The following is an 18039-nucleotide window of genomic DNA, read 5'->3' as shown; positions in this document are numbered from 1 at the left end:
GATCTTGTAATCTTAAGTGTATTCAGGCTGCCGCGCCCATCAGCGACGGCGGACAACCGCGTGTTCTGGTGTCAGGCTCAGAGCGCGTCCGAGCCGGTTTCGCCGGTGCGGATGCGGATGGCCTGCTCTACGGGGGAGACAAAAATCTTGCCGTCGCCGATCTTGTCGGTCTTGGCCGCGGCCACAATAGCCTCAATAGCGGCGTCAACCTGATCATCGTCCAGCACCACCTCGATTTTCACCTTTGGCAGAAAGTCGACGACATATTCGGCACCGCGGTAAAGTTCGGTGTGGCCTTTCTGACGGCCAAAGCCCTTGACCTCGATCACCGACAGGCCTTGCACGCCCACGTCCTGCAAGGCTTCCTTCACCTCGTCCAGTTTGAACGGCTTGATGATGGCTTCGATCTTTTTCATCGGGATGGCTCCTCGCAACCTTGTCGAGAGAGGTCAGATCACTTCTACTGGGCCGCGACAATAATAGCCGCAAGCGCTGTGGCGAAACTGCGCATGTTTTCGCGGTCTCTGCCTAAAAAATACGCATAACGCCTGATTTCTGCGCAATTTTGAATCGCGACATGACCACGACATGAAAAAGAGGCCCCTGACATGACCGAATTGCTGACCGCTGCCCAAATGCGGGCCATTGAGCAGGCCGCCATCGCGTCCGGTGAAGTCACCGGGCTGGAACTGATGGAACGGGCCGGGCAGGGGGTGGTTGAGGCCATCTTCGAGGAGTGGCCGGAATATGAAAGTGCGCCTCAAAGTGTGGCAGTCCTATGCGGTCCCGGCAACAATGGCGGAGATGGTTTTGTCGTGGCCCGGCTGCTTGCTGGGAAAGGCTGGACGGTAAAGGTTTTCTTGTATGGTGATCCAGATAAGCTGCCAGCTGATGCGCGCACCAATTATGAGATTTGGCTGGCTGACAATCAGGTCGAGGAACTCACTGAAAGAGCGTTTCGAAAGGAGCCTTACAGCTTGCATATTGACGCCCTGTTCGGGACCGGGCTATCTCGCCCGTTGGAGGGTGAAGCCTTTAATGTTGCTTCCCATATGTCGGGGCGCAACGGTGATGATTACAGTGATAGCGTTGTCGCCATAGATGCCCCGTCCGGCCTCTGCTTGGATAGCGGAACTGTTCTTGAGGAAGCGCCGCCCAGCCTGGGCCATCCGATCTTTGACCAACAGGGGCAGGAACCTCGAGGTCGAAAGCCGTTTCAAGACAGATTTGCAGCCCTGACAGTTACATTCGACAGCCCAAAGTTCGGTCATTTTGTAAATGAAGGCCCGTCTGTGTGCGGCCAAGTCGTTGTTAAAGACATCGGGTTGGAACAATGGCGAGTGCTGAAAGGAACTAAACCCGGTACGCCTCCTCGGTCATTGCGACTGCCTCATTCAGTTCTGCTGGGAGAGAGGCCATTAGTCAAAGATCGTCGGAAGCCATGGATCTCTCGTTTTGGTTTCGTCCGATGCAAAAAGGCATCCACAAAGGGCCACAAATACACCCACGGCCACGCCCTCGTCCTCTCCGGCGGCCACGGCAAGACCGGCGCCGCCCGTCTTGCCGCCCGCGGCGCTTTGCGGATCGGGGCGGGGCTGGTCACGGTTGGCGCGCCACGTGCGGCGATGATGGAAAACGCCTGTCAGCTGACCGCGATTATGTTGCGACAGATGGATGGCGCGGATGAGCTGCGCACGCTGTTGCAGGACAGCCGTTTCAACGTCGTTTGTCTTGGGCCGGGGCTTGGGCTGGCGGCTGATCGGGAGGGCTTGGTTCTGGAGGTCTTGCAGGCAAACCGCGCCACGGTTCTGGATGCAGATGCGCTGACGCAGTTCGAGGACCGTGCTGAGGCGCTGTTTGAGGTGCTGCACGAAAACTGTGTCCTCACCCCGCATGGCGGTGAATTTGCGCGGCTCTTTCCAGATCTGGCAGAGAAACTGAACGCGCCCGCCACAACCGGCCCCGCCTATTCCAAGGTGGACGCCACCCGCGAGGCCGCCAAACGCGCGGGCTGCGTGGTGCTGTTCAAGGGGCCGGACACGGTGATCGCCGCGCCGAACGGGCTCTGCTCAGTGAATTCCGCCCACTACGACCGCTCCGCGCCCTGGCTGGCGACTGCCGGGTCCGGCGACGTGCTGGCCGGGTTCATCACAGGCTTGATGGCGCGCGGATTGGACCCGATGCAGGCAGCAGAAACAGCTGCATATCTGCATGTCGAATGCGCGCTGGACTTCGGCCCGGGGCTGATTGCCGAGGACCTGCCAGAGCAAATACCTGCTGTTCTGCGCAGGCTTGATGTTCTTAGGTGACGCTGGGCGGTAGACGTAGAAAAGTTTGCTCCAAGGTCGCTTTCCCTTTTGCATCCGTTGAAAAGCTTTGTTATTGAGCGCGTCACGGTGGGTGCGCCCACCGTCAGGTTGCGGGTGTGGCGGAATTGGTAGACGCACCAGATTTAGGTTCTGGCGCCGCGAGGCGTGGGGGTTCGAGTCCCTTCACCCGCACCACTTTGATTTTCATGTGAAAAACAGAAGCTGCAGAGCGTGCCTAAAAATGGGCGCTGGGCGAGTTTCCCAGAAAGTTTCCCGTTTTCTCGTTTCGTTCACGTTCTGGTCCGACGCGCTTGCGCTGCCTGCGAAAGGCGCTTCTGATTGGCCTGGCTGCGGTATTTCTTCACCATCTCAAGCGTCTTGTGTCCGGTCACCGCCTGGATCTCGCTATCGCTGGCACCCGCTTCGGCCAAATGGACCGCCGCGGTGTATCGCCAACCATGGATCACGAACGCTTGCGCGCCTATCTTTTCTCGCACCGCCATGACGCGCTGCTGAATGGTGCGTTTGGCAACGCCCTTATGCAGCGACTGCGCAATGATAAAGCGACCACTGCGCGGCAGGTTGTCGAGGTACGTGCGCAGAAACTCTGGGCAGGCGACCCAGAGGCGCGCCGCAGTCTTTTCCTGGACAACAGAAATGAACTGGCCGTCATAGTGCGCCCATTCCATACCGATCACGTCGCCGATCCGCTGCCCAGTGCCTACCCCCAGCATATATGCGGTCAATTCCCACTCAAGAGTGTGAATCGGCATGCGAAATTGACCCACTTAGGTGGGTTATGAGCGAGTAAAATTGACCCACCTGTTTCGTTAACATCCGCGCTTCAAGTGCGGAGGAAAGAGCAGGTGTTATTGATGGAAAGTGTATCGAAGATCCGTCTGTGGGTGCTGGTTGAAGGGCGCAGTATCCGGTCTGTTGCGCGGGCGACGGGATTATCGCGCAACACGATCAAGAAGTATTTGAAGGATGAGAGCCCGCCGAGCTACCAGCGCCAGGCTCCACCGGTTCGGCACAAACTGTGCAACGGGTTTGATCTCCGGCTTCAGGAACTGTTCGATCAGGACCAGAAGCGACCACGTCGGGAGCGGCGAACGGCCCAGAAGCTTTATGAGCAGCTCGTGGTGGAAGGCTACACCGGGTCCTATTCTCCAGTTCAGCGATTTGTCCGCGATCTGAAGCGGGCTGGCGCCGGTTCTGGCGATGCTTTTATCCCCCTGCATTTTGCTGCTGGTGACGCCCTTCAGTTTGACTGGAGCGAAGAACGGGTTGTCCTGGGCGGCGTTGAACAAAAGATCTAGGTTGCCCATTTCCGCCTGTGCCACAGCCGCAAGCCTTTGGTGATCGCCTATCCCGGCGAAGCCCAGGAGATGGTTCTGGATGCTTTTGTGCAGGCACTGTCTTTCTATGGCGGGGTTCCACGACGGGTGATCATTGATAACCCCAAGACCATGGTGACCTATGTGTCCCGCTCGAAGGACCGGATATTCCATCCCCGGTTCCTGGCTCTGATGAACCACTATGTGATGGAACCTGTTGCCTGCACGCCCGCAGCGGGTTGGGAGAAGGGGCAGGTCGAGAACCAGGTCCAGTTTTTGCGCGGCCGGTTGTTTGTGCCCAAGCCTGCCTTTGAAGATCTTGATGCGCTGAACACCTGGTTGCGCCTGCGCTGTGAAGAACTGGCCAATCGTCCCCATCCCGAACAGCAGGATCGCACGATTGCCGAGGTGTTCGAAGACGAACGCGCCGAGCTGCGCCCCTTGGGTCGGCCTTTTGACGGCTATGTTGAGAAGACGGTTCGTGTCCGATCCACTTGCCTGGTTCAATATGCCAGCAACCGCTACAGCGTCCCGTCCCACTTTGCCGGTCAACATGTGTCGCTGCGCGCTTATGCGGGCCGGATTATGCTGGTGTCGGGCCAGGATATCATCGCCGAGCATAAGCGCCGCTTCACCCGCAACGTCAGCTACTTTGAACCCTGGCACTATGTTCCTCTGCTGGATCGCAAGCCCGGCGCCCTACGCAATGGCGCACCCTTCGTGGACTGGCAACTGCCTGAGGCCATGCACCAGATCAGGGAACATTACATGGCAGACAAGGGCGGGGATCGGGAGTTCGTTGATCTGCTTCTGCTCGTCCAGGATCACGGGATCGAGGTTGTCGAGATGGCTTGTGAACTGGCCGTGGCACAAAACACCCTCCGCCTGCCCGCCATCATCAACCTGATTAACCAGTTGGTGGAGCCGGTCATCACGCCGCTCAGCGAAGCCTATGCCTATCCGCAACTGACCCTGCGACCCGAGGCCGACTGCAAGCGCTATGAGATCCTGTGCTCGACTGAGGAGGTTGCCGCATGAACGCCCTGATCGACCAACTGACCGCCCTGAGGTTGCACGGAATGGCAGCTTGCGCACATGATTTGCTGTCCGCGCGCAAGCCACCAAGTCTGACCACAGCGATAAAGCAACTGATCGACGCGGAGACTGTAGAGCGGCGGGCGCGCTCTATCCAGTATCAAATGAGGATCGCGAAGTTCCCCCATCATAAGGACTTCGCCACCTTCGATTATGGTGCTGCCGCCATCACCCAGACCCAGATCGAACCGTTCTGCACAGGGCAGTTCACCCAAGAGGCGCACAACCTCATCCTGGTGGGCGGAACCGGCACCGGCAAAACCCATATCGCCATCGCTTTGGGCACCACCCTGATCACCAACGGCAAGAAGGCACGCTTCTTCAACGCCGTCGATCTGATCAACGCCCTGATCAAGGAACAGGCCGAGGGCAATGCCGGGAAGATCATCCGGCAACTCTCGGCTCTGGATTGCGTCATCATCGACGAGCTGGGCTACATCCCGTTCCCCAAGTCTGGCGGAGCATTGCTGTTCCATCTGATCAGCAAGCTCTACGAGAAAACCAGCGTCATCATCACCACCAACCTGGAGTTCGGAGAGTGGGTCTCGGTCTTTGGCGATGCCAAGATGACCACCGCGCTGCTGGATCGCGTCACCCACCATTGCGCAATCATCGAAACCGGCAACACGTCCTATCGCTTTGCTCAGAGCAAAAGCCGCAGAGAAAAGTAACCGTCCCGAAAGCAAAGCCCCCAGACGGACTCGCTATATGAGGGCGGCCCGCCTGGGGGCTTTGCGCCACATGGGGTGGGTCAATTTTAAATGCTGAAACCGGGTCAACTTTGAACGCTCATTGACAGAAAGCCTATCTGGCCGACGTTGTGGTCAAAATGGCAGGGCAGGGTGCGGATCAGGCCGAAATCGCCTCAGAGCTCGGGGTCGAGCGCAAGACGGTCGCCAGCCTCCTGGATCTGGCGGACTACTGGGCACCGCGTTTGGTTTAGGGGGGAGGGGTAATGTCTTGGGGACCGCGACAAGGGCTGGGAATTCTGGATCGGAAAACAGGTTCGGGCTAGTTGCAACTGCAAGCAAATTCGGTTCATGTTCTTCCGTGGATGGATATCTAGCCGTCGATATCATTCGAAAGTTGTGTGCTTATTAACAGAGGTAAATCATGGGCAACCTTTCACAGGCTGATTTCAACGAAATCAATCGGCTTTCTGTTCTTCAGGTTGCCGCACTCAGTGCAAGAGCTGCCTTACGGTTGATTCCGCATGCATTATTGGAGGCGAGGGATGACGCAGCAACGTACTCTAGGCTGTCCGAAGTTCTTCGCGCTCTACTTTCTGTGTACGCGCTTGATGTGTCCCAAGCGACAATCGAGCAAATCCAAAAGCTTAATATAGATGAACAAAAAAATAACTTAACAAAGCGATTAGAGGAGTGTGCGAAATCGAATGTGGATCAGCAGTCTTCAATGTACATGGTTCTAAAGCTATCAAGGTCGTTTTTATTTACTTTAAAAGTCTTTAAGTATCATCGCGAGCCACGCATGATCGAAGAAGCGAAAGGTGGGTTTCTTAATATACTGAATATATTTGTGTCTGGTGACTTTGATGATAGATTTAACATTGTCAAGGGGGTAGTGCTTGATTTAAATAGTAAAGATTTGGATCGGATCTTAGATGCCCCCCTGTATTGCGTTGATCAGGTAGCCGATAGAAATGCGATAGCGGGTTTGCGAAGAAAAGATTTTTCTAGCAGTGATACCATTGGAGCGTTTTGGTTGGGATGGTTTAAATCTGTTGTTTCTGGAAGTGGAGCTAGTTGGAAGCTGGGCCAAGAAATTGTTTGGACGAGTCCGCAGATCTGGAAGTCAACGGCAGAATTTGAAATGGTTTTGATGAGAAGGGCAATTGCTCTTTTGTTTGAAGAGGGGGGCGTGTCAGGATCGGAAGAGCGTATACCAATCATTGAATCCAAGATCGAGAAAATGAAAAGTGACTTGGATGGGATTGAGGATTCTATTGTGTCATCGAAAGATGCGTATAAGAGCCTAATGCAGAATGCAAGCGATGTCTTGGCGGTTTCCCGCAAAGAGGCCACCAATATCTTGACTGAGGTTGAGGGTAGGGTCTCAGATATAAATTCGGAAATAGACTCCAAGATATCAGCAGCCCTTGAAACGGAAAACTTAAAAAGTCCAATCGAACTTTGGAGCAATAAATCTAAAAAACACCGAAAAAGAAGCGTCTTTAGCTTTCTGCTATTCCTTTTCTCATTGCTAGTGATCATGGCTATTGCCTATCTCGGCATCGATAACCTTTCATGGGCCCTTAAAGACGCAGGGGATTCTCAAACTACTGAGTTTTCTTTAATAACTAGGGTTCTTCCATCCGGGCATTTTTGGGCAACTCTCTCGTTACTAGTCACCATGATTACGCTTGTGCTTTGGTTCGCAAGATTGCAAATGAAAATATATCTCGCAGAACGCCATCTATCGATGGACTCTGAAGAACGTGCAGCTTTTGCAGATTCATACGTGCGGCTCGTAGCTATGTCTGATACATCAGACGAAGCTATTGGTCAGAGGTCAATCGTATACGCATCACTCTTTCGACCTTCTTCAGATGGTATCGTAAAGGACGAGGGCGGGATGGACCCATCGATCTCAGCAGCGCTGTCAAAGTTACTTGCAAACGTAAAATAGACTCGTGCCGCCTTGTTAGGTTTTTACTGTGATTGATAAATAGGCTGAATAGGTGAAGTTATGAAGTTTAACTCAAGAGCGAACCTTAACTGGCTCTGGATTAAGTCTTTTTTCTCAAGTATTGGACGTGGTTTAGAGATCATGCTGGGTCTTCTAGCTACTGCCACGGTAGTATGCTTTATTCTCGCTCCTAAGTACTTTGTCATGAACTTTCAGAAGAGTTTTTCGGAAACTGCATTTGATAACTCTTCGTGTAAGAGCCACTTGTCTCTCAGGCGTACATTGCAGGTCGGTTGGGCAGAAGTCGATTTTGAGAGCTACAATAGTGTTTGTGGTTCGTATAAAATTGCTTGGGAGTTGATACGAGCTGGAAATACTATGCTATCTAGTGGAGGAAAGGAAATAAGAAAGGATGGAGCTGACTATGCTGCAATAGGTTTAAAGACGCTCAGCTTGACCGTGCCTTACGTTGAGGTGGCAATAGATGAGTACGTTGCTTTTTCTGATACAGAGAGATCTATTTATGACTCTATCGGTGAGAGTGAGAATTGTGATTTTGAGTCCGTAAATTTTGATGGTCGCTATGGTATTGCAATCTTGTGTGATTAGAGAATTGCGCTACTTGACTGGTGGTTCCGCAAGGTGAATTTTATGCTAAGTCCAAACGATTTTAAAGATAAAGTACTGAATCCAACCGTTGCCTCTTTTAGATCTGAACCTGACAGTTTGTCAAAAGCTTTTGCTCTTATTTGGTCTATTGACGCTTACGCGTCTCATGTCGCCTTTGAGGGTGTGGATGTTTACACGATAAATGAGAAAAGTCGTGGAAAAATAGAAGTTAATTTCAAAAACAGCCTTCAATGCTCACCAAATGCTCACGCTTGGAAGTTCAGGATTGTGAGAGAAGCCTCCAATGCAACCAAGCACGCCTTGCGAAAATCTAAGAAATCTGACATTCCAAACTCAGCTTGCGTACAATCTGCTGTGATCGATGGATATGCCGGATACTTTTCAGGGGTGTCTCATTGGGGGAGTCAAATAGTACTTGATTTAGATTGGCAATACGACAAATTATTGGAATGTTGGAGAGATGGAAGTGACAGGGAAGTTCGGCCGGGCCCATTGTTCTCATGGGTTCCTATCTTGGATATTATAGATCCTTGTGTCGACCTAATTGAGAACGGCCTATGACGCGAGAAAACCTGCCAGAGGAACTCGATTTCTAGACGCGCGATGCTGTCCAAAAGGGCAGAGGGTCGCGCGCATGACGCTTATCGAACGCATAGAACAGGCATCAACCGGCCTTGCAGTGACAGCGATGACCGCGGCCGCGTCGGGTGCTGTCTGGCTTGTCCGTCGGATTTTCACCAATCAAAAGCAGATTGAGATCCTGCAGCAATCGCTCGAGGCGCGCGATAAGCAGCGCGACGAGGATCGCGAGGCCCTTTCCGACGTCAGAACGGATGTTCGTGAAATCCGTGAATTCCTTCACCGCAGATAAACGGGGCAGCGCCCCGTGAGGGGTGAAAGGAGATCTTTGCCATGCAGCTCATTCAAAACTGGAAGCAAACACTTAAAGGAGCTTGGTCAATTCGCCTGATCGCAATCGCGTGCCTGGTGTCAGCCGTCCCTGTTTTCCTCTCGCTTGTGTCTCCCGGCTTGCTGGGCATTGACCCAGTGATTTTCGCGGCGGTTGCCACGGTGATCAACGCTCTTGCCATTCCGGCCCGCCTGATCGCACAGGTTGGGTTTACCGACCTGCTGTCCGAATTCCGACGTGATACATCGGGGGCTGTGAGCACCCGTTTCGTCAAACAGGTGGGGGCAGGCGCGCTGGTCATTGCCTTGGCCACGCCATTCATCGCGAAATGGGAAGGTGTCAGGCTTGAGGCCTACCGCGATATTGTCGGCGTGCCGACGATCTGTTTCGGCGATACCCATGGTGTGCGGTTGGGTGATACGGCAACCATGGGCGAATGCGTCGACCGGCTCGAGCAGGATGTCCAGGCTTTCTATTCCGAGATCGCGGCCTGCATGACAAATCCGGATATTCCGGTTGGTGTTCAGGCATCAATGCTCGAACTGGCCTTCAATGTGGGATCACGTCCGGTGTGTCGATCCACGATGATGCGTCTGGCCAATGCGGGCAAATATCGCCTCGCGTGTGACGAACTGCGACGTTGGGTGATTGCGGGCGGCAAGCGCGTGCGTGGCCTGTCGAACCGACGGGCTGATAGCAAAGAAACAATCTGCCTGCAGGGGCTCACATAATGCGCTCTCTGTCGCTGCTGATGCTCTGCGTGGTTCTGGTATCCTGTGCCAAGGGGGCGGGGATTATCACCGGGGCGATTGCGGGTGGTCCCAATGTGGCCGCCAATGTTCAGGCGGGCAGCGCCAATACTCAGACCGTTGGGCAAACCACGCTGCAGGATCAGCGGATCGATGACACGCAAGCCCGCAATATCGAACAGAGTTCCGGCGATACTCAGCTCAGAATCGAGCGCGTTGAGACCGTGATCCTGCGAGAAGATCCGCCAGCCTGGTTGCTGCTGGTGGCTCTGATTGGCTGGCTGCTCCCGACGCCACAACAGATCGGCGCCGCGTTCGTCTCTCTGATCGCCCGACCTTTTCGCGGGTCCCTCCCTGGGGGGTAAGGCCTGTGGGTATGCATATGCGCAGAAATTTATGTGTGGGTGCGGCTGGGGTATAGGGTTGTTTATTATATAGATCGCCCAAGCGTTTGAAATAAAACAGCAATCCAGATCCGAAATGTAAAGTGGCGGCAGGTTTGGGCGACTGCCCGGTTTTTTCTCGCGAGGCGTTAAGTGTCTGTAAAAAATAAAAAATCACGTGGGCGGAATGTAAACCGGACCGAACTGGCTGAAATCAACGGCGTGTCCATGCCAACGGTTGACGACTGGGTGAGCCGCGGCTGCCCTGTCATTCAGCATGGGGCTCGCGGTCGGGCGTGGATCTTCAATACGGCGGATGTGCGCAGCTGGCGCGATGACGATATTCGGGCCCAGACAAGCCACACCGGAAATGCGTCAAAGAGCGAGTTGCTGCTGCGCAAGTTGGCGGCGGAAACAGAGCAGGCGGAACTGGACCTAGCGAAAGCCAAGGAACAGGTTGTGCCGGTCGAGCAATATGAACGGGCCCTGACGAAGGCTTTTGGTGAGGTGCGGGCGGGTCTGCGCAACGTCCTGCCGCAACGGGCCGCGCGTCGACTGATGGGCGAGAGCGACGAAACCAGGTTCAAGGATGTGTTGCGGGAGGAGGTCGACCACGTACTCGAGGCGCTTGCAGATCGGGATCTGGTTGAGGAGTCGGATATCGCGCTTGCAGACGATGAGGGCGAGGGGGCGGACGGTGAGTGAACGCCCGGGCTGATTTCTCCAATGCACGCGCGGTGGTTCAGGCAACCCGGCGCGCGCGTGAATTTCTCCGGCCGCCACCGGATCTGAAACCCTCAGATTGGGCGGAGGCAAATATCAAGATCCCGGTCGGCAATGCCGTGCCGGGACCGATGCGCTTTGACAATGCGCCGTATCAGCGTGAAGTGATCGACATGACCGCCAACTCGCGGTGCGATCGCATCACGTTGATGTGGGGCGCGCAGGTTGGGAAGACGCAGACTGCGCTTGCCGCGCAGGCCTACCGGATTGGTTTCAACCCCGTTTCGCAGATGATGATGCAGCCCAGCCAGGGTGACCTGACTAAGTGGCTAGAAACCAAGTTCAATCCAATGGTTGAGGCCAACGAGGGATTGCAGAACGTTCTGGCAAAACCACGTGGCCGCGACGGTGTGAATAACCAGCGGATGAAAAGCTACCCCGGCGGGTTCTTGATGTTCAGCTGGTCAGGATCGCCCAAGACCATGCGTGGCCGGTCGGCGCCATTCATCGTCTGCGACGAAACAGACGGCTATGATCGAACCGGTGAGGGCCATCCGGTTGGCCTTCTGTGGCAACGGGCTGCGACCTTCGGCGATCAGAAACTCCTGTTGGAGATCAGCACCCCGACCATCAAGGGCGAGAGCTGGATTGAAACCGCCTTTCTTGAGGGGGATCAGCGACACTTCCACGTTGTTTGCCCTCATTGCAGCCATAAACAGACGCTGAAATGGTCTCAGGTTTCTTGGTGTAAAGACGACGACAGGCAGCACCTGCCAGAAACCGCTACCTATCTTTGCGAAGGTGAGGGTTGCCACACTGCTTGGAATGATGCCGAGCGGTGCGCCGCGATCCGCAATGCAGAAGACCAAGGCGGCGGGTGGATCGCAAAGAAGCCGTTTCGCGGCCATGCCTCTTATCATCTGTCGGAGCTCTACAGCTGCTTTCGGTATCTGAAAGACGTTGTGCAGTCATTCCTGGACAAACGCGCTGCCGGGGATCTTCAGACGTTTGTGAACGTGTCGCTGGCCGAAACGTGGGAAGAGGCAGGCGACCAGCTGGAATCATCAGTTCTGATGGCGCGCGCGGAGGAATTCCGTGCGCCGGTGCCAATGGGCGCTGGGGTTTTGACCGCCGGGATCGACATGCAGAATGACCGGCTGGAAGTCGAAATCGTGGCTTGGGGGTTGGGCGAAGAGTCGTGGTCTGTCGATTACAAGGTCCTGTGGGGCGATCCGCTGCAGGGGGACGTCTGGGATGAACTGGATGAGGTGCTCGCGGAAACCTGGACCTATGAGAGCGGGGCAGAGTTACGGATCTCTGCCGCCTGTCTGGACACCGGCGGCGAGGGCGGGCGGACGCAGGCCGCCTATGATTACGCGCGCGAGCGGCTGGGCCGCAAAATCTTTGCTGTGAAAGGCGTTGGGGGCTGGGGTCGCCCCATCGTGACCCAACCCAGCAAGATCCGTCAGCGCGGCGTGGGCCCGGTATGGCTCCATTCGATTGGTGTGGATGAGGCCAAAGTTGTGGTGGCTCAGCTGGCGCGGATCCCGGCCCCGGGCCCCGGTCATTGTCACTTCCCGGTAAATCGAGATCCTGCCTGGTATGACATGTTCACGGCGGAGACGTTGCGTACCAAATATCTGAAAGGCTTCCCGATGCGGGAATGGCAGAAGGTGCGTCCGCGAAACGAGGCCTTTGATTGCCGCGTCTACGCTTATGCCGCACTCAGCATCTTGCGACCCAACATAAAGCGCTTGTTGACGGCTTTGGAGGTTCAGGGGGGCGAGGATCAAGACCTTGATCAGGCACCGCAAAGCGATGCTCCGGAAAATATGCCAGAGGATACATCGCCCGCAAACTCCGACAGTGGCCCAAAGCGCCGACGGACGAACCGACGAAAACGCAGGCGGCGCCATAACCTTGAATAGGGCAAAAACGTGGGCGCACTACCAGCTGAAATCGGGGCAGGGGTTACCTTTCGGGCGACTGTATGCCTGCCGGTCTACCCTGCGACGGAATGGGGACTTTCGCTGATCATGCGCGGCGCCAGCCAGATTGATCTGGTGGCGGATAGTGACGGCGAAAATCACAACCTACATGCAGCGGCCAGCGAGACTGCCGGTTGGTTGCCCGGTCACTACCGCTATGAACTACGGGTGGCCGATGGTTCAGACGTGATCACGGTCAAGGTGGGCGAGCTGCGGATCGCGCCGGATCTTTCGGCGCAGGGTGCTGGTGTCGACAATCGTGACCACGTGCGCAAGGTGCTCGATGCGATTGAGGCCGTGATCGAAAACCGGGCCAGCATCGATCAGCAGAGCTACCAAATCAACAACCGGTCCCTGCAGCGGACGCCACTGAATGAGCTGTTGAAGCTGCGTTCCCGCTATCGGGCAGAGCTGGCATCGAAGAGTGCGAGCCGTAAGCGCCGGGGCATGGGCCGCACAATCAAGGTGCGCATGCCATGATCGGAAAATGGTTCCGCCGTTCTCAAGCAACAGTCGCCGATGAGGTGCAGCGGGGAGCGCCGCCCATGATTGCGCCAGCGCGTCGACGCGGCGCGCGATTGTATCAGGCAGCGCAGGCGGATCGGGTTACGTCTGGTTGGTCAACGTCACCGCTTCCTGCTGATCAGATTGTGCGCCGGAACTGGCGCGCGCTGGTTGCTCGCTCCCGTGAACAGCTGGTGAACAACAGTTATGGCAAGGCGTTTCAGCGCAGCGTGCGCCGCAATGTCATCGGTCAAAAAGGGTTCATCCTGCAGGCTCAGGTGCAAGGTGCTGATGGTAAGCCTGATGCAGATGCAAACCGCGCAATTGAGGCGGCGTTTAAGACGTGGAGCAAGGCCAAGAACTGCGATGTGAAGGGGGTTAGATCCTTCCTGCAGATCCAGAAAACACTGGTTAACGGGCTGCCGAGCGATGGCGAATTCATGGTACGTCACGTCTATGGCCGAGACGCGGGGCCTTGGGGCTATGGGCTGCAGATCCTCGATCCGGTCAACTGCCCCGTCGATTTCGATGAGGACCGCCGTCCCAATGGTCGTTTTATCCGGGCGGGCATCGAGTACACCAAAATGGGGCGGCCGGTTTATTACTACTTCCACACGCTCGATGTGTCGCAGTCTGACTATTCCCATGCAGGCCGCGCCTTCATTCGGGTGCCTGCGGATCAGATCATTCACTGGTTCGAAGAGGATCTGATCGGGCAAAAGCGGGGGTTGCCCTGGATGGCAACGGCACTTCTGCGGATGCGTCAACTGGATCAATTCGAGCGCGCGGCGCTGACCAATGCGCGCGAGAGCGCGAACAAGCTGGGCGTGATTGAGTGGGATGAAGGTTTCGGGCCAGAGCCTGAAAGCGATGATGATGACGGCGAGGCTGCAGAGGTAGAGCTCAGCAGTGAAGAGGGGATCTATCATGAGATGCTGCAAGGCCAGCGTCTCAAACGGGTTGAGAGCCCGTATCCCAATGGTGAAATGGCCGTGTTTTCTAAGCACAACCTGCGCGGCGTCGCCTCTGGACTGGGGGCGGCTTACAACGATCTCGCCAATGATCTTGAGGGCGTGAACCTGTCGAGCATGCGCCATGGCATGCAGGCTGAGCGGGACCGCTGGAAAGAGCTCCAGGAAAGCCTGATCGAGAGCTTTGTCTCAGAGGTTTTTGAGAAATGGCTCGAGTATTCGCTGGTTGCCGGAAAGATCACTTTGGGCAACGGCGCGGCGTTGTCACCTCGCCACCTGTCCAAATACCTCGATGCCATTTTCCATGCCCGCCGGTGGGATTGGATGGACCCTTCCAAGGATGTGAAGGCCGACGCGGATGCGGTCGACAACCTGTTCAAGTCCCGCGGCCAAGTGATCCGCGAGCGGGGCCGCAACCCGCGTGATGTGTATCGCGAATTTGCCGAGGACATTCAGGCGATGAAAGACGAAGGCATCCCGCCCGAAGTCATAGCAGCGCTGATCACCGCGAAATCAAAAGGAGGGTCCCCAAGTGTCCCAGCAGTCGAAACCGACTCCGATGAAACCGTTGCAGGCGGAGGAAACGACAGTGCGTAAGCCGAGTGACCTGATCGGGAAATCCCTGACGCGGTCGCTGACACCTGAACAGATCAACGCTGGGCAGCGTGGCGGAGGCCAGGGCCTGCAGCGGGTGGCCGAGGTTGTCACCATTGACGAAGAGGCGCGCACAGTTGAGCTCGCGTTTTCGTCCACGACGCCGGTCATGCGGTGGTTCGGTGAGGAAGTCCTTTCCCATGGACCAGGAGCGGTCGATCTTGAGCGGCTGAACAATGGTGGCGCGCTTTTGATGGACCACAATTGGCGCGACCAGGTCGGCGTCATTGTGTCGTCCCGGATCGATGCCGATCAGGTTGGCCGTGCTGTCGTTCGGTTCAGTCGCAGCGCGCGGGCCGATGAGATCTTTCAAGACGTGGTGGACGGTATCCGCAGCCACGTGTCGGTTGGTTACTCCGTCAGCGAGATCAAAGAAGAAAAACGGGACGGCCAGGCCAATCTGGTGACCGTCACCCGCTGGGCTCCTTTTGAAGTTTCAATGGTTGCAGTCCCTGCAGATCAGACCGTGGGCGTCGGGCGTTCCGGAGAAAATCTGCCAGAGGTGACGGGGGACGATACCGGGCAGATTGCAGAGAATGAAACAGGCGCGGGCAACGAGGCCGCAGGTAATCAGCAAAGGGAATTTGAGATGGAAACCATCATCACCCGCGACAATGAGGGCAATCTTGTCCGGGCAAAAGTTGACGATAACGGCAATATTGTCGAAGTCGTGGAAATGCTTGAACGGGCAGGTGCAGGTGATGCGGCCCTGCTGCAACGCGGGCGCGAGCAGGAAGCAACCCGGGTGCGCGAACTGACCGAGATTGGCAGTCAGTATGATGCAGAGGATCTGGCGTTGGAATTGATCCGCAGCGGTCAAGGTGTCGAGGATATGAACGCCCGACTGCTGGACCATCTGCACCAGCGCAGCACCAATCACCGTCAGATCATGGACCGTTCCGATATCGGTATGACGGATGACGAGGCCGATCAATTTTCTTTCCTGCGTGCAATCCGTGCGCTGGCCAATCCGACAGACCGGGCGGCCCAGGAAGCCGCGGCGTTCGAATTTGAAGCCTCCGACGCCGCCGCAGAAGCCCAGGGCCGTGATGCGCAGGGCGTCATGGTTCCGATGAATGTTCTGATGCGTGCCCCGCTCAACACCGGCACCGGCGGCGTCGGGGCTGGGGACACTGGCGGCAATGCGATTGCAAACCCGCTGCTGAGTCAAAGCTTTATTCAGATGCTGCGGGTTCGCGCGATCCTGCTGCGTCTTGCTACGCCTCTTATGGGGCTGGTTGGCAATCCCGATATCCCGACGCAGGAAGGTGGCGCGACTGGCTACTGGATTGGCGAAGATGGCGAGGCCGCCGAGGATATTCTGAGCCTTGGTCAGCGCCAGTTCTCGCCGAAGACTGTGGCCGCCTATTCGGAGATCACACGGCGCACTCTGAAACAGACCAGCATGGATATCGAGGCACTGGTCCGCAGTGATCTGGCGCTTGCACTTGCGACATCTCTGGACCTTGCGGGGTTCTACGGTACCGGCACGGATGATCAGCCCCTGGGGATCGCCAACACCAATGGTGTGAATGTGGTCGACTTCGGCGGCGCGGGTTCCGGTGGTGGCGCGGCGATGCCGACCTGGGAAGATGTGATCCAGATGGAAAGCGAGATCGCCGCCGCCAATGCGGATGTTGATCGTATGGCCTACGTCCAGAACGCCAAGATGCGCGGTCACTTCAAGAGCAAACAGAAGTTTGCTGGCACCAATGGGGCGCCGATCTGGGAAAGCGACAACACCGTCAACGGGTATCGCGGCGAAGTCACCAACCAGATCAAACAGGGTGACGTGTTCCACGGCGACTTTGGCAATGTGCTGGTTGGCATGTGGGGTGGCCTGGATCTTACCGTCGACCCCTACACGCACAGCCGCCGTGGTCGCCTGCGTCTGGTTGCGATGCAGGATGCGGATTTTGTCCTGCGTCACGCAGCTGGCCTCTGCTACGGCACCGACGCCAGCTAACGACTGCGAACAAATCCTGAGCCTTGGCCCTGTTAGGGCCGGGGCCTGAATACTCCCTGAAAGGATGTGAGAAGATGGAAAAACAGACCAAGGCCCAGAAGTCCGATTACAAGGTCGCGAGCGCGTTTGTCTGGGAGGGCAAGATCCAGAAACCCGGAATGAAAGTGTCGCTGACGAAAACAGAAGCCCATGGGCTGATCAAGCGCGGCAAGATTGAAGAGGGCACCGGGCGTCAGGCGCCTGCCAAGAAGGCTGCCAACAGCAAACCTGCCGCGCCCCAGCAAGATCCCGGCAAAGGCAGCTGATGGTTTCGCCCGCCTGGGATGATCTGGACGCCTTCCTGCAGGTTGACGATTTCGCCATCGAGGCGACTGTCACGCCGCGGGGAGGCGTTCCGCGTCAGATCAAGGGGGTATTCGACGAGCCGTATTTCAATACCCAACTTGGCGAGTATGAGGCGGACGCAACGCAGCCCCGTTTCACCTGCAAGGCCGTTGATGTTGCCGATTTGCAGGATAAGGCCGAGGTCGAAATCAACGGCCAGCCTTACTTCCTGCTGACCAATCCGCAGGAAGATGGAACCGGAATGGCGGTCCTGCAATTGGCACGGGTTTGAGGCAGTGCTGTCTTTCGACTTCGACGCACGCGAGTTGGCGAAGATCGCGGAAGAATTCGGCGCCAGCGAAAAGGATCTGCAATTTGCCTATTCCCGGGCGCTGCGTCGCACGGCTCAAACAATGAAAAGCCGCGCGCGCAAGGGGCTGCGCACAGAGTTGGAATTGCGCACGGCAGCGGAGCTGCGCAAACGCCTGCAAGGGTTCCGGTTCTCGCGGGGCAAAGGCATGGGTGAGGTCCGCATGTGGTTTGGCCTCAACAACATGCGCGTTTCTGCCTTTAAGGGGCGCGCACTTCGCACCGGTAGCGGTGCCTCCTATGCAGGCCAGCAGTTTGCAGGCGCATTTATTGCCAAAAACTCAAAGGGCCGGCCAACCGTGATGCGCCGCGCCACTCAGCGGGCCTATCCGATCAAAGAGGAACGCATGCCGATTGAGGATAAGGCCCAGATCTTTATCGAGGATCAGGTTTTCGACGAGATCGAAGAGGTGTTTTTCAAGAATTTCCGGGCCGAAATCCGCGCCCGTACAATCTACAATGTGGGCAAAAGGTAAGA

The 18039-nt window shown here is 56.3% G+C and carries 20 protein-coding genes and 1 tRNA gene; 19 read left to right on the top strand and 2 right to left on the bottom strand.

Annotation, left to right across the window (positions count from 1 at the left end; translation table 11 throughout):
- Window positions 1-77: 77 nt before the first annotated feature.
- The gene (locus PhaeoP97_RS09400; RefSeq protein ID WP_014874894.1) at window positions 78-416 is read right to left on the bottom strand and encodes a P-II family nitrogen regulator; all 339 of its coding nucleotides are present in this window, start codon (window positions 414-416) and stop codon (window positions 78-80) included.
- Between the two features lie 192 nt (window positions 417-608).
- On the opposite strand from PhaeoP97_RS09400, the gene PhaeoP97_RS09395 reads away from it, so the two are divergent.
- Together PhaeoP97_RS09395 and PhaeoP97_RS09390 are read left to right on the top strand one after the other, a co-directional pair.
- Window positions 609-2309 carry a bifunctional ADP-dependent NAD(P)H-hydrate dehydratase/NAD(P)H-hydrate epimerase gene (locus PhaeoP97_RS09395; protein WP_072504851.1) on the top strand — a complete coding sequence of 567 codons (1701 nt, stop codon included), beginning with the start codon at window positions 609-611 and terminating at the stop codon, window positions 2307-2309.
- Window positions 2310-2419: 110 nt separating this feature from the next.
- Window positions 2420-2504: transfer RNA gene (locus PhaeoP97_RS09390), tRNA-Leu, on the top strand.
- A 95-nt stretch (window positions 2505-2599) separates the two neighbouring features.
- On the opposite strand, the gene PhaeoP97_RS09385 is transcribed toward PhaeoP97_RS09390, so the two are convergent.
- Window positions 2600-3082: a tyrosine-type recombinase/integrase gene (locus tag PhaeoP97_RS09385; protein ID WP_237028919.1), complete on the bottom strand. Its 483-nt coding sequence runs from the start codon at window positions 3080-3082 to the stop codon at window positions 2600-2602.
- 102 nt (window positions 3083-3184) lie between these two features.
- Here PhaeoP97_RS09385 and PhaeoP97_RS20500 point away from each other — a divergent pair, with 102 nt between their 5' ends.
- The 17 genes from PhaeoP97_RS20500 to PhaeoP97_RS09310 all read left to right on the top strand — a co-directional run bounded on the left by PhaeoP97_RS20500 (window position 3185) and on the right by PhaeoP97_RS09310 (window position 18037).
- Entirely contained in the window at window positions 3185-3628 is a 444-nt protein-coding gene (locus PhaeoP97_RS20500) for a hypothetical protein (protein WP_217525901.1), read from the top strand.
- Between the two features lie 39 nt (window positions 3629-3667).
- Window positions 3668-4684, top strand: coding sequence for a Mu transposase domain-containing protein (locus PhaeoP97_RS09380; RefSeq protein ID WP_237029005.1), 1017 nt, complete (start codon window positions 3668-3670; stop codon window positions 4682-4684).
- On the top strand, window positions 4681-5412 hold the full coding sequence (gene istB, locus PhaeoP97_RS09375) for an IS21-like element helper ATPase IstB (RefSeq protein ID WP_072503358.1): 732 nt from the start codon (window positions 4681-4683) through the stop codon (window positions 5410-5412). The genes PhaeoP97_RS09380 and istB overlap by 4 nt, the downstream gene beginning before the upstream one ends.
- A 442-nt stretch (window positions 5413-5854) precedes the next feature.
- Window positions 5855-7390: a DUF6161 domain-containing protein gene (locus PhaeoP97_RS09370; protein ID WP_072504850.1), complete on the top strand. Its 1536-nt coding sequence runs from the start codon at window positions 5855-5857 to the stop codon at window positions 7388-7390.
- Window positions 7391-7450: 60 nt separating this feature from the next.
- On the top strand, window positions 7451-7999 hold the full coding sequence (locus PhaeoP97_RS09365; protein WP_072504849.1) for a hypothetical protein: 549 nt from the start codon (window positions 7451-7453) through the stop codon (window positions 7997-7999).
- Between the two features lie 42 nt (window positions 8000-8041).
- A complete protein-coding gene (locus tag PhaeoP97_RS20295) occupies window positions 8042-8581 on the top strand; it encodes a hypothetical protein (RefSeq protein ID WP_157891242.1) in 540 nt (179 codons plus the stop codon).
- A 73-nt stretch (window positions 8582-8654) separates the two neighbouring features.
- Complete coding sequence (locus tag PhaeoP97_RS09360; protein ID WP_072504848.1) at window positions 8655-8891, top strand: hypothetical protein; 237 nt, start codon at window positions 8655-8657, stop codon at window positions 8889-8891.
- 41 nt (window positions 8892-8932) lie between these two features.
- Window positions 8933-9661, top strand: coding sequence for a lysozyme (locus tag PhaeoP97_RS20080; RefSeq protein ID WP_083570352.1), 729 nt, complete (start codon window positions 8933-8935; stop codon window positions 9659-9661).
- Window positions 9661-10044, top strand: a complete 384-nt coding sequence (locus PhaeoP97_RS09350) for a bacteriophage spanin2 family protein (protein ID WP_072504847.1) — start codon at window positions 9661-9663, stop codon at window positions 10042-10044. The genes PhaeoP97_RS20080 and PhaeoP97_RS09350 overlap by 1 nt, the downstream gene beginning before the upstream one ends.
- A 246-nt stretch (window positions 10045-10290) precedes the next feature.
- Window positions 10291-10767 (top strand): terminase small subunit, encoded by a 477-nt coding sequence (locus PhaeoP97_RS09345; RefSeq protein ID WP_237028918.1) that lies wholly within the window; start codon window positions 10291-10293, stop codon window positions 10765-10767.
- Window positions 10764-12713, top strand: a complete 1950-nt coding sequence (locus tag PhaeoP97_RS09340) for a phage terminase large subunit family protein (RefSeq protein WP_072504846.1) — start codon at window positions 10764-10766, stop codon at window positions 12711-12713. Before PhaeoP97_RS09345 ends, PhaeoP97_RS09340 begins: the two co-directional genes overlap by 4 nt.
- Window positions 12714-12722: 9 nt before the next feature.
- Window positions 12723-13253: a hypothetical protein gene (locus PhaeoP97_RS09335; protein ID WP_072504845.1), complete on the top strand. Its 531-nt coding sequence runs from the start codon at window positions 12723-12725 to the stop codon at window positions 13251-13253.
- Window positions 13254-13318: 65 nt separating this feature from the next.
- Complete coding sequence (locus PhaeoP97_RS09330) at window positions 13319-14845, top strand: phage portal protein (RefSeq protein ID WP_027247873.1); 1527 nt, start codon at window positions 13319-13321, stop codon at window positions 14843-14845.
- On the top strand, window positions 14781-16868 hold the full coding sequence (locus PhaeoP97_RS09325) for a phage major capsid protein (protein WP_237028917.1): 2088 nt from the start codon (window positions 14781-14783) through the stop codon (window positions 16866-16868). The genes PhaeoP97_RS09330 and PhaeoP97_RS09325 overlap by 65 nt, the downstream gene beginning before the upstream one ends.
- Window positions 16869-16942: 74 nt before the next feature.
- Entirely contained in the window at window positions 16943-17173 is a 231-nt protein-coding gene (locus tag PhaeoP97_RS09320) for a hypothetical protein (RefSeq protein WP_072504844.1), read from the top strand.
- Window positions 17173-17484, top strand: a complete 312-nt coding sequence (locus PhaeoP97_RS09315; RefSeq protein ID WP_072504843.1) for a head-tail joining protein — start codon at window positions 17173-17175, stop codon at window positions 17482-17484. The genes PhaeoP97_RS09320 and PhaeoP97_RS09315 overlap by 1 nt, the downstream gene beginning before the upstream one ends.
- Window positions 17444-18037, top strand: coding sequence for a phage tail protein (locus PhaeoP97_RS09310; RefSeq protein WP_083570350.1), 594 nt, complete (start codon window positions 17444-17446; stop codon window positions 18035-18037). The genes PhaeoP97_RS09315 and PhaeoP97_RS09310 overlap by 41 nt, the downstream gene beginning before the upstream one ends.
- Window positions 18038-18039 lie beyond the last annotated feature (2 nt).

This window comes from Phaeobacter porticola, assembly GCF_001888185.1.
Lineage (GTDB): Bacteria > Pseudomonadota > Alphaproteobacteria > Rhodobacterales > Rhodobacteraceae > Phaeobacter > Phaeobacter porticola.
The sequence above is the reverse complement of the archived record's forward strand: the minus strand, read 5'-3'. Positions and strand labels throughout refer to the sequence as shown.